Below are 13,725 nucleotides of genomic sequence, written 5' to 3'. Positions count from 1 at the left end.
CATGCCATAGGCCTATGCATCCAAAGAGTTTTAAAACATGGGATTAAGGCAGGAGTATGTACGTTTTCGTTTACGTCACAGCTTCGAGTCTTGAGGAGGCGAGGAAGATAGCGAGGCATGTACTCGAAAAAAAGCTTGCTGCGTGTGTTAATGTCTTTCCGATCTCATCCATGTTCTGGTGGGAAGGCAGGATCGAGAATGCCCTCGAATTCGCCATGATTATAAAAACAAAGTCTGAGAAGCTTAGCGAGCTGAAGGAAGAGATAAAAAGCCTGCACAGCTATTCAACTCCTTGTATCTGTGCCTTCGCTGTCGAGGACGGCCTTAGAGAATTCCTGAACTGGATAGACGAGACAGTTGAGGAGGAATGAGAGGCAAGACAGCAACCTTTGGAAGCAGAAAGAACGTAGTTTACAGCGAGGAGCACTGGAAGCTGCTCGAACGTAAGAGGGAGGAAGCGAAAAAAATAATGGAAAACCTCGTAAGGGCCGGGTTCAGACCAATTCTATATGGTAGTGTCGCGAGAGGAGATGTAAGCCCGACGAGTGACATAGATATATTTGTCCCGCAACTTTGCCCCTCGTACCTGATTGAGCTTGCCGTCGATTACATGGACAGGCGGATAGTTCAGGCCACACCAAACTACGCGATAAAGGGTGAGCTAATCGTTGATGAGTCAATTACTGTTAGTTTCCCCCTTGTTAAAATGAAGGATAGAGAACTCGATTTCTACAGATTCGGGGGCTGCATTGGCTACGATGAGCTGCTTAAAGGAGTACGGGCAGCGGGGGTTGATAAGCGACTCGTTCTGATTCTCCCCAACGAACGCGGACACGAAGAGGTACCTATCAATGAAATGCAGCCCAGTGAAGTGGCGAAAATTCTCAACGTGAGTATTGATATCGTCGAGGAGCGGATGAGGGTCCTCGAAAGAAGGCGCGAGGTTGGAAGAACTGGTGTTTTTCTTTGTGTGAGTGTTCCTCCTGGCGAAAGCTTTGAATCTGTGCTCAGGGATATAGCAAAGAAAAAACCGGCAGTGAGGAGACAGATAGTTGAGAGGATGGGCTGAGCAGCGATAATAATCGGATGACCTGTAAGCATTTGTTAATACAAAAATAGAAAATAGTGGGTTAATTCGACTTAAAACTCGAGGAATGGCTCCTCCAGGTCCACCATTGCGTTTACCATTAGCTCCACAAGTCCGCCGTAGTATATGCTGCAGTTCTGCGTAAGCTGGTAGTGCTCGAGGATATCTCTGATTGCTCCTTTGCAGTTCGAGCACGGAGCACAGACGTACTTGTCTATGCTCGGATCGATGCAGTCCTGGAATGCTGATAGAATTTGCTTGCACTTCATGCGCACGGAAACCTTTGCTCTCCACTCCGGGAAGTTCATGGAGTTCATTATGGCGAATCCGCTTCCTCCACCACAGCAGTAGTTGTACACTCCATTGGGGGACATCTCTCTGAACTGCGGGCAGATTTCCTTGAGTATCTTCCTCTGCGGTTCTACGATACCCATGAGTCTCACGATGTTGCACGGGTCGTGGAGTGTTACGGGGAAGTTGTTCTTCTCCGGGTCGAGGTTGAGCTTCTTCTTTCTCACGATGTCCCAGAGTATCGGCAGGCAACTCTCCCTTGGAATGTTAAGCTCGTCGTGGAGAACTCTGTCTGCTATAACTGTCAGAGCCTTGTGCGCATGTCCACACTCACCTATGACTATCTTGTTGACGTCGAGCTTCCTTGCAATCTCTGCATGTCTTACAGCTATTCTTGCGAGCTGCACGTCATCGTACCATACACCGTAGTTAACACCATCGTAACCTAATGCCTCGCTGCTCAACGTCCAGCTTATGCCTGCTTCCTCGAACAGAATAGCAAATGCTGCTGGGTTTTCTGGCCATGAAAGGAATTCTCCGGCGTTGTGTATCAGGAGGATGTCCGCACCCTTCTCATCGACGGGTATCTCTATTCTCCTACCGAGCTTCTCTTCAATGTCGTCCTCTATAAACTCGATGATGTCTTTTATACCATCCGGAGTCATTCCCGTCGAAGAACCAACTTTAAGGTGCTGCACAGTTCCGAGCTCGTGAATGGCCTTGGGTGCGATACCCATCTCCTGACTGAACAGCTTTCTGATCTCGTGAGTAATCAGTCCGTTGTCTACACCTATCGGGCAGGTCTGAGTGCAGCGCCTGCAGAGGGTGCAGCGGTACGCAAGTTCTGCAAGTCTCATTATCGTCGTGCCGTTCAGTTCTATATCTCCACTCACGAACTTACCGAAGGTTTTTCCGGCAGGAGTCAGGTAGCGCTTCCATATTCTCCTGAGTACCTCTGCCCTGTAAGTCGGGCGGTATATCTCCTTCCTACCACTCGACACGTAAATGGGGCACGCTTCGCTGCATGTGTGGCACTTTGCACAGTACTCAAGGGAGAGCAGCAGTGGCTGAAGGAACGTCCAGTTACCCTCCTTTGAAACGAGTTTTTGTAAGCCTTCGAGGAAGCTCTTTACGAGTTTCTCCTCTTCCTCCTTTGTTTTTGGCTTGAAGGGCACGTCTATTGCTATGTATCCATCGAGTTCCGTAACGTACTTTTCTCTCCATTCAGGCTTGGGGTCGGTCAGCTCCGGCTCCATTCCTGGTTTGTCATATGGTGGTGGGAGTGGCATGAGGTCTTCAAGTCTGAGCTTGATCATCTGCTTTGAAGGCTTGCTGATATCTTCAATCTTGATCTCATCTCCGGCCATTTATTCCACCTCCGCAGCGTTTTCGAGCCAAGTCTTACCCTTCTTCAGGTGAGGAGCGCTCCACGGCATTCTCTGTCTGACAGCTTCCCTGACCTTTGCCTCGAGCTTGCTACCTCTCAGATTGGGCTCATCCTCCCAGAGCACCTTGTGGAAGGTGAAGTACTTTCCAACGAAGTGGGACATCTTCGTGAATGGGATGTACATCCACAGTAAAGCCATCAGCACAACGTGGAACTGTGCAAGCTGGCTGAGCTGCGGAGCCTCAACACTACCAAAGCTAACGAGGGCAGTCATATAGGCCATAGCGTTTTCGAAGCTTGTGTCGTTCATCCATACGGCAATTCCGGTAAGCAGAACAACAAGGATAAACAGCAGATTGAAGTACTCGACTCCTGAGGAGTACTTTTTCATTGCCGAATCGCTAAGTCTTCTGAACAGCAGACCAAGGCAACCGAGTGTTGCGGCAATAATTCCTATTGTTCCTGTAATCTGTATCAGAACCTTAACGATCGAGTCAAGGGCTGGAATGCTCACATAGACGTTCAGAATTCCATGCACGACAAGCAGTGCAAACCAGACGAGTATCAGATAGATTCCCGCATGGAAGGGGTATGTCAGCCACCACAGTGGGCGCTTGTAAACATACACCCTTTTTATGAAAAGCATCTCTGCGAGCATGTCTTTAAGCTCGCCGGCAAGCGTTGTATGGCGAGGTTTCTTCCACCAGTCTACCTCTTCGAGGTAGCTACCTCCATAGTGGTGCTTTCCTGCTTCATGCGGGACGGGATACAGCTCCCATCTAAGGTGGAGTGGCATCGATGCCCACTTTCTCCATTTTGCCGCAACAACAATCACGAAAACAGCAAAAGCCACGTATGAAGACAGCTGCAATGCTGAAATGCCCATACGCTTTTAGCACCTCCATTTTTCTTTTATGGCTTCAACTTACAACACGCAATCTTTATAAGATTTTTGTTTTGATTTTTGACAATATTTTTTAAGATATTTCCTAATTAAAATAAGCTCAATTAAGGATAGCTTTAGATTTAATTAGTTTTTAAAAACAATTTAAAACCAATTCTCAGATACTTCTGATTTATTGAATGATTGTTTTTAAGATAATACGTATCTAAAATAGGTCTAAATTCCAAAATGCTTAAATATGATAGGTTTTTGAAAATGGCCTATAAAAAACTAGGAGGTTGCATGATGGCCGGTTTGGAATATCTAATTGGCGGAATACTGCCTTATCTGACGGCTATTGTATTGGTGCTGGCTTTACTGTACAGGGTTCTGCAGTGGTTCACAGCGCCACAGCATCTGCCTTGGGAGCTATTTCCCCATCCCAAAACATTCGGTGAGCAAATCAAAGAGCTTGTAACGGAGATAACCACGCTCCACAGCATATACAAGAACAACAGGAAGATATGGTTCCAGTCTCTCCTTATGCACTGGGGTTTGTATCTTCTTGGCATCTGGTTTGTACTTTTGATTTTCAATGTTCAGTTTTCGTACTATATTGGTGTTATTGGAGCGGCAGCAGTTGCAGTTGGGGCACTCCTGCTGCTTGTAGTAAGAATTACCAACAGTGAACTCAGGGCAATTTCAGAATTCGTCGAATACTTCAACCTGCTGCTGTTGCTTGCGATATCTACCCTTGGACTCTACACGAACTTCTTCGGAATGTGGTTTAGAGAATATCTGCTGAGCTTAGTGTCTTTTGCTCCGAAGTACGAACTCGTAAGCTCGCCATCTCTTTTGCTCACACTGCTCCTCGTGCAGTTTTTCGTCATCTGTCTACCGCTCAGCAGAATGGCGCATTTTGTCGGCAAGTACTTCACGTACCACAAGGTCAAGTGGGGTGAAGAAGAATGAGGAGGGTATTTGACGAGTATAGGGCGCTTTCGGATGATGTCCTGAGGCCTGACGAACCAAAGGTCAGTAAATTCTTGGAAGCGATGAAAAAATCCCTCAGCAAGAAGGATAACTGGACGTTCTGGCTTCCTTACGTTCTCACCCTTGACCTCTGTGTGAAGTGCGGAACGTGTGCTGAAGCGTGCCCGGTTTACACCGCAAGCGGCAGGAAGGAGATTTATCATCCTGTTTATCGTTCCGAAATGCTCAGGAGGGTATACAAGAGGTACTTTACTCTGACCGGAAAGATATTCCGCGGTTTGGTTGGAGCGAAGGATTTGACGGAAGAGGATCTGAACGCGATGGCAGAAGCTGTATGGAGGTGCACAATCTGCAGGCGATGTGCTTACGTTTGCCCCCTTGCAATTGACAACGGAGTGATAACGAGGGAAATAAGGAAAATGCTTGATGCAATAGGTATATCTCCCGATGAACTGAAGGAGAACGGAACGAGGACACAGATAAAGGCAGGTAACGCCACCAATACACCAACTGAAGCGTTTCTGGACATGATTGAGTTCATAAAAGAGGACATTGAGGATGAAAAAGGTGTTGAAGTCGAGATACCCGTGGATAAGGTGGGGGCGGATTACCTCGTTATAAACAACGCCGGAGACTACATCGCGTTCACGGAAACTGTAATGGGTATCGTTGAGATAATGAACTACGCAGGCGTTGACTGGACTCTGAACTCACCGGAGACTGGAATTAACGATGTCGTAAACTACGGACTGTTCTACAGCGATACTGAATTTGTGGCAGTTGCAAAAGCTCACCTCGAGACACTCAAGAGGCTGAAACCAAAGGTTGTTGTTATTGGTGAGTGTGGTCACGCGTATGACTCTTTCAAGTTCTTCTATAAGGCGATTTTCAAGGATGACATGCCGTTTGAAGTGACGAGCATTACAGAACTTACGGACAAGTGGATAAGAGAAGGTAGATTGAAAGTTGATCCTGAAAAGAACCCCGAGCCTGTAACGTTCCACGATTCGTGCAAGTGGGGTAGGTGTGCAGGAATTTACGAGGAGCCGAGGAGAATTCTGAAAGCTGTTTGCAAGGACTTCCGAGAGATGTACCCCAACAGGGAGATGAGCTACTGCTGCGGTGGAGGAAGCGGATTTGCCATCATGAACAAGGACGATTTCCTGAAGTTCAGAATGGAGACGTACGGCAAGATTAAGGCGGAACAGATCAAGGCGACGGGTGCGAAAATCGTGGCAACAATTTGTGCGAACTGCAAGGGGCAGCTCAGAGAGGTCATCAACTACTACAACCTGCCGGTAAAGTTCATGGGTGTGAGTGAGCTTGTGGCCAACGCCCTCGTTTACGACTAATTTTTTATTTTATTTTCAAATCTTTTAGAAAACTATTTTAAGCTACCATTCGAAGCCATGCCATGGACATCCCTCGCATAATACTCAGCGGAACGAGCAGCAGAGTAGGCAAGACCATGCTCTCCATAGGCCTGATGCGAGCTCTCGTTAATCGCGGCTACAAGGTTCAGCCCTACAAGGTTGGGCCGGATTTTATCGATCCAAGCTTTCACTACTTCGCCACTGGAAGGTACAGCAGAAACCTTGACAGCTTCATGCTTACGAGGGAGGATATACTTGAGACATTTGAGCGGAATTTTAGAAATGCCGATATTGCGGTTATTGAAGGTACGATGGGTTTGCACGATTCTCACCATGCTACAGACGAGAAAGGAAGTACGGCTGAAGTTAGCAAGATTCTGAAGTGCCCCGTCATTCTCATAGCCAACGTTGAGAGGATGTCGAGAACTGTTGCTCCCTTCATATACGGCTACAAGGTCTTCGACCCCGAAGTAAGGATTGAAGGTGTCATTCTGAACAGGGTTGGCAGTGAAAGGCATGCGATGAAAGCAAGACTTGCAGCCGAGAAACTTGCAAAGGTTCGCGTCGTTGGCGTCGTACCTCGAAGAGGGGATGTTGTGATTCCAGACAGACACCTCGGCTTAATTCCTGCTTATGAAAGAAAGGAGGAGTTCGAAGAACTCTTCGACAGGCTCGCGGAACTAGTTGAGAAGTACATCGACGTTGACGCAATAGTTGAGATAGCCCGCAAAGCCCCACCACTCGATAATGCCTTGGAGCATCCTGTTTTTAAACCAAAGCCATCTGGTATCAGAATTGGTGTTCTCAGAGACCGTTCATTCAACTTCTACTATGAGGACAACATAGATGCACTCGCGTCGAAGGCCGAAGTGGTTTTCATCGATTCGCTGGAGGACAGAAAACTTCCAGACGTCGATGCACTTTACATTGGCGGCGGATTTCCTGAAATCTTTGCAGAAGAACTCGAGAAGAATGCGAGTCTTAGAAGAGATATCTACGACTTCTGCGACTCCGGGAAGCCCGTCTATGCTGAATGCGGCGGGCTCATGTTTCTTGGAGAGAAGCTCAGGCTAATTGATGGTAGTGAATATGAGATGGTTGGATTCATGCCATACGAAACGGAAATGCACAAGCGCTTTCAAGCCCTTGGATATTCAATATATCGTGTTGCGAAAAACAATCCTATTAGCAGGAGAGGCGACACTCTTCTCGGTCACGAGTTTCACTACTCGAAGGTCATTCCGAAAGAAAGGCTCGAGTTTGTCTTCAGGGTGAAGAGAGGCAAAGGTATCAACGGTGAGCAGGATGGGGCAATTAAGAAGCAGACACTCGTCAACTACATACACCTGCATGTGCTGTCATACCCAATGATGGTCAACAAGTTTATAGAAACGGCAAAAAAGACCAAAAGTAAAAAGGAATGAAATGAATTTTTGGATTAGACACATCCTGTTGGCTTGGGCAGACCAGCAATTCTACAGGCGTCCTTAGCAGGACCCTGAGGGAACAGCTGATACAGGTACTCGAGAGTACCCTTCTCCTTGCCAAGCTCCTTCTTCATGTGCTTAACGACCATTCTTATTGGCGGAGCAACACCATACTTCAGGAAGTAGTCTCTCAGGTATTTGATAATTACCCAGTGGTCTTCGGTCAGTTCAATCGGCTGGGGGCTGAATCTCGTGTCTTTTGCAATAGCTTCAGCAACTTCCTCGTCCCATTCTTCCCAGTCCTGCAAAAATCCGTCTTCATCAAGCGTCAGCTTCTTTCCTTTTACCTCTAACTCGGGCATTTCATTTCACCTCGCTTTATCGTGCTCTTAAACTTTCCGCATAAATAATTTACGGTATTATCAGTGTTATTTTTCGCGGATTATTGGTAATCTATTATCTTCTGTAGAATTAAAAGTGATCGCCAGGGTTGTTATAGACTCGGTACTTCTGGGCTTTACTTTACTCCAGTCTGCCGGGTTCTATCTGTTATAAAACGATTTAGATGGTATTTACTGAATTAATCCGGCCAAAATACGCCTCAAAAACCAAAAACTTAATATATTTCATATCTGATACCACGCTGGGAAAATAGGGAAGTTCTAATAGTTAAAAAGCCCGAAGTTGGAGAAATAAAAGATGGGGGGTTTGAAAATGGAGGACAGAGACTGCTTTCTAAGCGCTACGGAGGTAGATGCATTATGATTTCCCGGAGAAGGTTACTAATTCTGGCTGGATCGGCTGCAGCGGCGACGCTGACCGGTATCAACGCGCTTGCAGGAGAAGAGAAGGAAGAACATGTTGTAGACCCCAACGTACCCCAGTGGGCAATGGTTGTGGACATAGACAAGTGCACTGAGTGCATGGAAGAGCTCATAGAGAAGACAAAAGAAGACTGGCACGAGATCAAGCCGCCTTGTGTTGTTGCATGTGATACAGAAAACAACGTGCCTGAGTTCGAGAACAAGCGCATAGACCCGCAGTGGTTGAAGATCCTGAAGGTGAGGAACGAGCTTGAGGGATCAAAGGAACTTTATGTGCCTCTTTTGTGTAACCACTGCAGACATCCGGCATGTGCTCAGGTTTGTCTGACGAAAGCGACGTTTGTCAGGAAAGACGGTATTGTTATGATAGACTTCCACCGCTGCATAGGGTGCAGGTACTGTATTGTTGCGTGCCCGTACAACGCAAGAACCTTCAACTTCAAAGACCCGCTCGAAGGCCTTGACCACATAAATCCGAAGGTGCCGAGAAGGAGTCACGGTGTGCCCGAGAAGTGCACGTTCTGTGTCCACAGAATTGACGAGGCCATGGCCAAGGGCGAGGAGCCAATCCCTGCCTGTGTCGAAGCGTGCCCGTACAACGCACTTGTGTTTGGCAACCTGAACGATCCGAACAGCGAGGTGGCGAAGATAGTCAGGACGTCTAAGGTTATTCAGCTTAGAGCGAACCTCGGTACAAATCCGAGAGTATACTATCTGATGTGAGGTGGTTGAATTGGCAGAGCTGTATTTTAGTAAGATAAAGGGAGATTCAAAGGAGTATTTTGCGTTGCTGATATTTCTCGCGTTAATTGTGGCATGGGGAGCCTACGGATTCTGGGTAATGTTCAGGCAGGGTCACTGGGTAACAGGAATGACCAATCAGGTAATCTGGGGATTACCGATTGTCTCTGTTGTTTACCTGATAGGAGCCAGTGCAGGTTCTCTGATCATATCTGCCCTTGCAGGAGTCTTTGGCAAGGAGGAGTACAAGATCTTCTCAAGGATGGCAGCATACCTTGCAGCCCTGATGATTGTTGGAGCACTGCTTGACATCTTCCTGGACCTCGGTAAGGTGGAGCACGGAATGAACGTCATCAGATACTTCAACTTCTCATCGATCTTCTCATGGAACGCCTTCCTGTACACGAGCTACTTTGCACTCTGTTGCATCTACCTTCTGGCTCAGATGGAGAGGAAGGATAAGCTTGTTAAGATTCTCGCGATTGTGGCTGTTGCGTGGGCAGTTCTTGTTCACAGCGGTACTGGAGGTATCATCGGTTTCATCTACTCCATGGACCTCTGGCACTCTCCGCTGACAGCTCCGCTGTTCATCATATCTGCTATTGCGAGTGGTATTGGTATAATGATTCCAATACTCGTTCTGACGTTCAGATATACTAACAGGTACCTCGACGAGAATCTCATTAGAGGGCTTGCAAAGATCATGGGTGCAATGATCATCCTGCTGCTCTACTGCTTCACGGTTGAAAACCTCGAGAGGGGATACGTTCCGGCACATGCAGAGGCAATCTACATGTCTCTCTTCGACTGGAGCCAGCCATTCCCCAAGGTCTTCTGGTTCATCCAGATATTCATGGGCATGCTGATACCGCTTGCAATACTGCTCTACCCAAGAACCTGGCGCTCAGTTAACTGGCTCTGCGTTGCTGGTATAATCCACGCAATAGGTGTGTTTGCGGAGAGATACATCCTCGTTGTACCAGGTCTTGCATATCCGAAGGAGGTATTCCCGCCCGGTTACGAGATGGCACACATACCGCCCTTCGAATACGGAGCACCCTACGTACCGGGATGGCCAGAGGTTGCGCTTGTGGCAGGAACCTTCGCGCTGATATTCCTGCTGTTCCTCATTGGACTGAAGGTGTTTGAGCTCCTTCCAGAGACTGGGGAGGTGAACGAACAATGATCGTCCCGCTGCTCGAGATAGCTGTACCCTACGTGGCATTCGCAATATTCCTGATTGGAGTTATCTACAGGGCAATCAACTGGGCAAAGAGTCCGGTACCGCTCAAAATCCCCACGACGTGCGGACAGCAGTACACTCTGCCATTCATAAGGAGGACAATATACGACCGCTTCGACAGCCCGTATACTAAATGGGAGACTATAGGCAGGATGTTCTTCGAGGTGTTCTTCTTCAGGAGCCTGTTCAGAAACACGAGGTACTACTACACCAGACACGAGCACCGCGACACGAGATTTCTGTGGTTCTTCGCGATACTGTTCCACTGGTCGTTCCTTCTGGTGCTTATAAGCCACCTCAGATTCTTCCTCGAGCCAGTGCCTGGATGGCTTGAATTCTACATGGAAGTGTCTGGGCTGAAGGGTGCCTTTGTACCTGAGATTTACATTCCGGGCATCACAGCCTTCGTAGGCTTGCTTTGCCTCTTTGGCAGAAGGCTGTTTCTGGGTAAGGAGCGCACGATTTCACTGCCTTCCGACTACCTTGCTCTGATATTGCTGATTTCGGTAATCGCCACGGGGCTGCTGATGAGATATATAATCAAAGTACCAATTGAGCCCGTGAAGGAGCTGGCAATTGGTCTTGTAACGTTCCACCCGGTCGCAACTGATGTCCACCCACTCTTCCTGCTCCACCTGCTTCTTGCGTGCACAGCTCTTGCATACTTCCCGTTCAGCAAGCTCATGCACGCTGCCGGAGTTCTATTCTCACCAACGAGGAACATGCCCAACGACAACAGGGCTCGCACCCATGTCAATCCGTGGAACCCGCCGTACAAGGGTATCACATGGCAGGAGTACTATGAGATGTACAAGGATCAGCTTGACGAGATTGCTGAAGAGGGATATAAAGTTAGACCGGAGGTGTGAAGGATGGAGGAGCACCCTGAAGTGCTGAAGATTGAGCAGAAGTTCCCGAGCTGGAGAGATATGCTTAAGCCTGTAACGGAGAAAGATTTCAAGCCGGGCTTTTACCACTACCCGATCCTTGAAAAGGATGCCCAGGCGCTCGGCATACCCTACCGTGACTGGGATCCCCTTGACAAGGACTGGAAGCTCCCGCCGGACTGGAAGGAGACCTTCCTCAACAAGTTCAAGGAGCTTCTTGACAAGTATCGCTCACTGAAGGTTTTCATGGACATATGTGTCCGCTGTGGAGCCTGCGCCGATAAATGCCACTACTATGTTGGAACCGGCGACCCGAAGAACATGCCTGTTGCGAGGGCAGAGACTCTAAGGAGCATATACAGAAGGTACTTCACCAAGATAGGCCAGATCTTCGGCGAGTGGGCTGGAGCGAGGGAACTGACGGAGGACGTGATAAAGGAGCTCTACTATTACTTCTATCAGTGCTCTCTATGCAGAAGGTGCTCAGCCTTCTGCCCCTACGGCATCGACACTGCCGAAATCGTCTGGCGTGGTAGAGAACTTCTGAATTCAATAGGAGTCTCGCACAGATTCAGCTTCATATCCATTGCAGCTTCGGCGAGGACAGGTAACCACCTCGGTCTGCTGCCTGGAGGTGTAGCCGGAGCACTGCAGAGCGTTGCAGAAGACGTTTACGACATCACTGGCATCGAGATTGAGGTACCGGTAAACAAGAAGGGAGCAGAAATTCTCTTCGTGTCACCTTCGGCTGACTTCTTTGCAACACCCCACTGGTACGTCTGTATGGGTTACCTGATGCTCTTCCACGAACTTGGCCTCGACTACACATGGAGCACGTACGCCAGCGAAGGTGGTAACTTCGGAACGTTCCAGAGCTACGAGCTTGCACAGAAACTGAACCACAAGATATACGAGGAAGCAGAGAGGCTCGGCGTCAAGTGGATTCTTGGAGGCGAGTGTGGACACATGTGGAGAGACAAGCACCAGTTCATGGCCACAATGAATCCGCCACCAAAGACACTTGAGGATCCCGTTAACCCCATAACCGGCACCTACTTTGAGAATGCAGCCGAGACAAAGATGGTTCACATTGCCGAATTCGTTGCAGACCTCATCAAGCACAAGAAGATAAAGCTCGATCCAAGCAGGAACGACCACTGGAAGGTTACATTCCACGACTCCTGCAACACCGCGAGAGGTATGGGTCTCTTTGAGGAGCCACGCTATGTCATAAAGAACGTCTGCAACTACTTCTACGAGATGCCGGAGCACACAATAAGGGAGAAGACATACTGCTGCGGAAGTGGTGGTGGATTGCTGACGGAGGAAGTCATGGAACTCAGAATGCGCGGTGGAATGCCAAGAGCGATGGCATTAAAGCATGTACACAAGCGCTTTGGTGTAAACTTCCTGTGTACGATCTGTGCTATCGACAAGGCAGCGTTCCCGCACCTCCTCGAGTTCTGGAAGCTGCCGGTTGAGGTTGGAGGCATGATGGAACTCGTGGGCAACGCACTGATAATGAAGGACGAGGATCAGGAGAGGACGACAGATCTTAGAGGCAACCCACTGCCTGGGAGAGGTGAGGAGTGATGTACAACGCTAAATACGTAATAGCGGGAATTATAGTCTTCCTCGCCATAATGACCTCTCCCATGTGGTACAACCTTGCCAGCGGAGAGGTGACCCCTCCGGAGCTTGCCACACCGAAGGGTGAGCACTGCGTCGAGGATGCGAAGTGGATGGAAGCAAACCACATGGAGCTGCTGAAGGAATGGAGAACGATAAATATCAGGGACGGACAGCTCATATACATAAGCAAGGCCTACGGCGAGCCCTACGAGACCACGATATATCAGTGCTGGGAATGCCACGAGTCAAAGGCTGAATTCTGTGACAAGTGCCACGAGTACACTGGAGTTAAGCCCTACTGCTTCGAGTGCCACAACACGCCTGAAATAGTTAAAGAATACAACGAATAACTTTTTTAATTCTTTTTTAGTTTCTTTATTTAATGTTCCGGAAGTGCATTCTGCCGGTTCTATTGCTGCTATCTGTTCTGGTTACTGCATGCGCGTCTACGGAGCATGCAGCACCATCTGATGACAATACATCGACTGCAGACGTGCAACAAAACCCATCGATCATCGATGCAGCAAACGTCACGCCTGATGAGATTATAGGTATGAAAAAGTTCGTTGTAATGAAAGGCGAAGAGGCACTTGAATTTATAAAGAAGACTCACGTTGGCGAGATAAAGTACGTTGAGGATATTGCAGTACTTCACTACGCAGGCAACGATAGCTTTGTAGTGCTCTGGGTGACTGTATATCCCTCTCCAGAGGTAGCAAAGAACGAAACGGAGAAGATGGTGGAATCGATGAAGAAATTTGGCGGAATATGGGCAGCCGTCAGACCCGTAAAGCTTGGCGACGTTGAAGCGTATAGAGTTCCGGAAAAGGAACACTACTTCTTTGCTGAGGGTCGATACATGGTGTACATTATGCCACACGGTCTGTCTGGCGATGAAATAGTTCGCTTCGTTGAGGAGATATACAAATGTCTTAAAAGTTGAAAATAGATAAAAAA

General features: G+C 48.2%; 14 protein-coding genes. 11 read left to right on the top strand and 3 right to left on the bottom strand.

What is annotated here, in order from left to right; translation table 11 throughout:
• Window positions 1–56 precede the first annotated feature (56 nt).
• Entirely contained in the window at window positions 57–371 is a 315-nt protein-coding gene (gene cutA, locus ARCVE_RS08440) for a divalent-cation tolerance protein CutA (protein WP_013684354.1), read from the top strand.
• Window positions 368–1,069 (top strand): nucleotidyltransferase domain-containing protein, encoded by a 702-nt coding sequence (locus tag ARCVE_RS08435; protein WP_013684353.1) that lies wholly within the window; start codon window positions 368–370, stop codon window positions 1,067–1,069. Before cutA ends, ARCVE_RS08435 begins: the two co-directional genes overlap by 4 nt.
• 71 nt (window positions 1,070–1,140) lie before the next feature.
• Here ARCVE_RS08435 and ARCVE_RS08430 read toward each other — a convergent pair whose 3' ends face one another.
• Window positions 1,141–2,745, bottom strand: a complete 1,605-nt coding sequence (locus tag ARCVE_RS08430) for a (Fe-S)-binding protein (RefSeq protein ID WP_013684352.1) — start codon at window positions 2,743–2,745, stop codon at window positions 1,141–1,143.
• The gene (locus ARCVE_RS08425; RefSeq protein WP_013684351.1) at window positions 2,746–3,651 is read right to left on the bottom strand and encodes a respiratory nitrate reductase subunit gamma; all 906 of its coding nucleotides are present in this window, start codon (window positions 3,649–3,651) and stop codon (window positions 2,746–2,748) included.
• Window positions 3,652–3,951: 300 nt separating this feature from the next.
• Between ARCVE_RS08425 and ARCVE_RS08420 the strand changes: the two genes are divergently transcribed.
• The 3 genes from ARCVE_RS08420 to ARCVE_RS08410 all read left to right on the top strand — a co-directional run bounded on the left by ARCVE_RS08420 (window position 3,952) and on the right by ARCVE_RS08410 (window position 7,438).
• Entirely contained in the window at window positions 3,952–4,620 is a 669-nt protein-coding gene (locus ARCVE_RS08420; RefSeq protein ID WP_198001996.1) for a respiratory nitrate reductase subunit gamma, read from the top strand.
• Window positions 4,617–5,993, top strand: coding sequence for a (Fe-S)-binding protein (locus ARCVE_RS08415; protein ID WP_013684349.1), 1,377 nt, complete (start codon window positions 4,617–4,619; stop codon window positions 5,991–5,993). The genes ARCVE_RS08420 and ARCVE_RS08415 overlap by 4 nt, the downstream gene beginning before the upstream one ends.
• A gap of 62 nt (window positions 5,994–6,055) precedes the next feature.
• Window positions 6,056–7,438 (top strand): cobyrinate a,c-diamide synthase, encoded by a 1,383-nt coding sequence (locus ARCVE_RS08410; protein ID WP_013684348.1) that lies wholly within the window; start codon window positions 6,056–6,058, stop codon window positions 7,436–7,438.
• Window positions 7,439–7,452: 14 nt separating this feature from the next.
• Here ARCVE_RS08410 and ARCVE_RS08405 read toward each other — a convergent pair whose 3' ends face one another.
• A complete protein-coding gene (locus ARCVE_RS08405) occupies window positions 7,453–7,803 on the bottom strand; it encodes a TusE/DsrC/DsvC family sulfur relay protein (RefSeq protein ID WP_013684347.1) in 351 nt (116 codons plus the stop codon).
• Between the two features lie 399 nt (window positions 7,804–8,202).
• On the opposite strand from ARCVE_RS08405, the gene dsrO reads away from it, so the two are divergent.
• From dsrO to ARCVE_RS08375, 6 genes are read left to right on the top strand one after another with little or no spacing between them, the layout of a single operon-like run.
• The gene (gene dsrO, locus ARCVE_RS08400; protein ID WP_013684346.1) at window positions 8,203–8,988 is read left to right on the top strand and encodes a sulfate reduction electron transfer complex DsrMKJOP subunit DsrO; all 786 of its coding nucleotides are present in this window, start codon (window positions 8,203–8,205) and stop codon (window positions 8,986–8,988) included.
• 10 nt (window positions 8,989–8,998) lie between these two features.
• Window positions 8,999–10,192, top strand: a complete 1,194-nt coding sequence (nrfD, locus tag ARCVE_RS08395; RefSeq protein WP_013684345.1) for an NrfD/PsrC family molybdoenzyme membrane anchor subunit — start codon at window positions 8,999–9,001, stop codon at window positions 10,190–10,192.
• Complete coding sequence (dsrM, locus tag ARCVE_RS08390) at window positions 10,189–11,118, top strand: sulfate reduction electron transfer complex DsrMKJOP subunit DsrM (RefSeq protein ID WP_013684344.1); 930 nt, start codon at window positions 10,189–10,191, stop codon at window positions 11,116–11,118. The genes nrfD and dsrM overlap by 4 nt, the downstream gene beginning before the upstream one ends.
• Window positions 11,119–11,121: 3 nt before the next feature.
• On the top strand, window positions 11,122–12,729 hold the full coding sequence (dsrK, locus tag ARCVE_RS08385; RefSeq protein ID WP_013684343.1) for a sulfate reduction electron transfer complex DsrMKJOP subunit DsrK: 1,608 nt from the start codon (window positions 11,122–11,124) through the stop codon (window positions 12,727–12,729).
• Entirely contained in the window at window positions 12,729–13,118 is a 390-nt protein-coding gene (gene dsrJ, locus ARCVE_RS08380) for a sulfate reduction electron transfer complex DsrMKJOP subunit DsrJ (RefSeq protein WP_013684342.1), read from the top strand. Before dsrK ends, dsrJ begins: the two co-directional genes overlap by 1 nt.
• Window positions 13,119–13,150: 32 nt before the next feature.
• Window positions 13,151–13,711 carry a hypothetical protein gene (locus ARCVE_RS08375; protein WP_013684341.1) on the top strand — a complete coding sequence of 187 codons (561 nt, stop codon included), beginning with the start codon at window positions 13,151–13,153 and terminating at the stop codon, window positions 13,709–13,711.
• Window positions 13,712–13,725 lie beyond the last annotated feature (14 nt).

This window comes from Archaeoglobus veneficus SNP6 (assembly GCF_000194625.1).
Classification (GTDB): domain Archaea; phylum Halobacteriota; class Archaeoglobi; order Archaeoglobales; family Archaeoglobaceae; genus Archaeoglobus_C; species Archaeoglobus_C veneficus.
Note: the sequence above shows the minus strand (reverse complement) of the source record. Positions and strands in the feature narration are given on the sequence as shown.

Coding starts and splice junctions, on each gene's coding strand:
- cutA (WP_013684354.1), top strand. CDS start 57: ATGTACGTTTTCGTTTACGTCACAGCTTCGAGTCTTGAGGAGGCGAGG.
- ARCVE_RS08435 (WP_013684353.1), top strand. CDS start 368: ATGAGAGGCAAGACAGCAACCTTTGGAAGCAGAAAGAACGTAGTTTAC.
- ARCVE_RS08430 (WP_013684352.1), bottom strand. CDS start 2,745: ATGGCCGGAGATGAGATCAAGATTGAAGATATCAGCAAGCCTTCAAAG.
- ARCVE_RS08425 (WP_013684351.1), bottom strand. CDS start 3,651: ATGGGCATTTCAGCATTGCAGCTGTCTTCATACGTGGCTTTTGCTGTT.
- ARCVE_RS08420 (WP_198001996.1), top strand. CDS start 3,952: ATGATGGCCGGTTTGGAATATCTAATTGGCGGAATACTGCCTTATCTG.
- ARCVE_RS08415 (WP_013684349.1), top strand. CDS start 4,617: ATGAGGAGGGTATTTGACGAGTATAGGGCGCTTTCGGATGATGTCCTG.
- ARCVE_RS08410 (WP_013684348.1), top strand. CDS start 6,056: ATGGACATCCCTCGCATAATACTCAGCGGAACGAGCAGCAGAGTAGGC.
- ARCVE_RS08405 (WP_013684347.1), bottom strand. CDS start 7,803: ATGCCCGAGTTAGAGGTAAAAGGAAAGAAGCTGACGCTTGATGAAGAC.
- dsrO (WP_013684346.1), top strand. CDS start 8,203: ATGATTTCCCGGAGAAGGTTACTAATTCTGGCTGGATCGGCTGCAGCG.
- dsrM (WP_013684344.1), top strand. CDS start 10,189: ATGATCGTCCCGCTGCTCGAGATAGCTGTACCCTACGTGGCATTCGCA.
- dsrK (WP_013684343.1), top strand. CDS start 11,122: ATGGAGGAGCACCCTGAAGTGCTGAAGATTGAGCAGAAGTTCCCGAGC.
- dsrJ (WP_013684342.1), top strand. CDS start 12,729: ATGTACAACGCTAAATACGTAATAGCGGGAATTATAGTCTTCCTCGCC.
- ARCVE_RS08375 (WP_013684341.1), top strand. CDS start 13,151: ATGTTCCGGAAGTGCATTCTGCCGGTTCTATTGCTGCTATCTGTTCTG.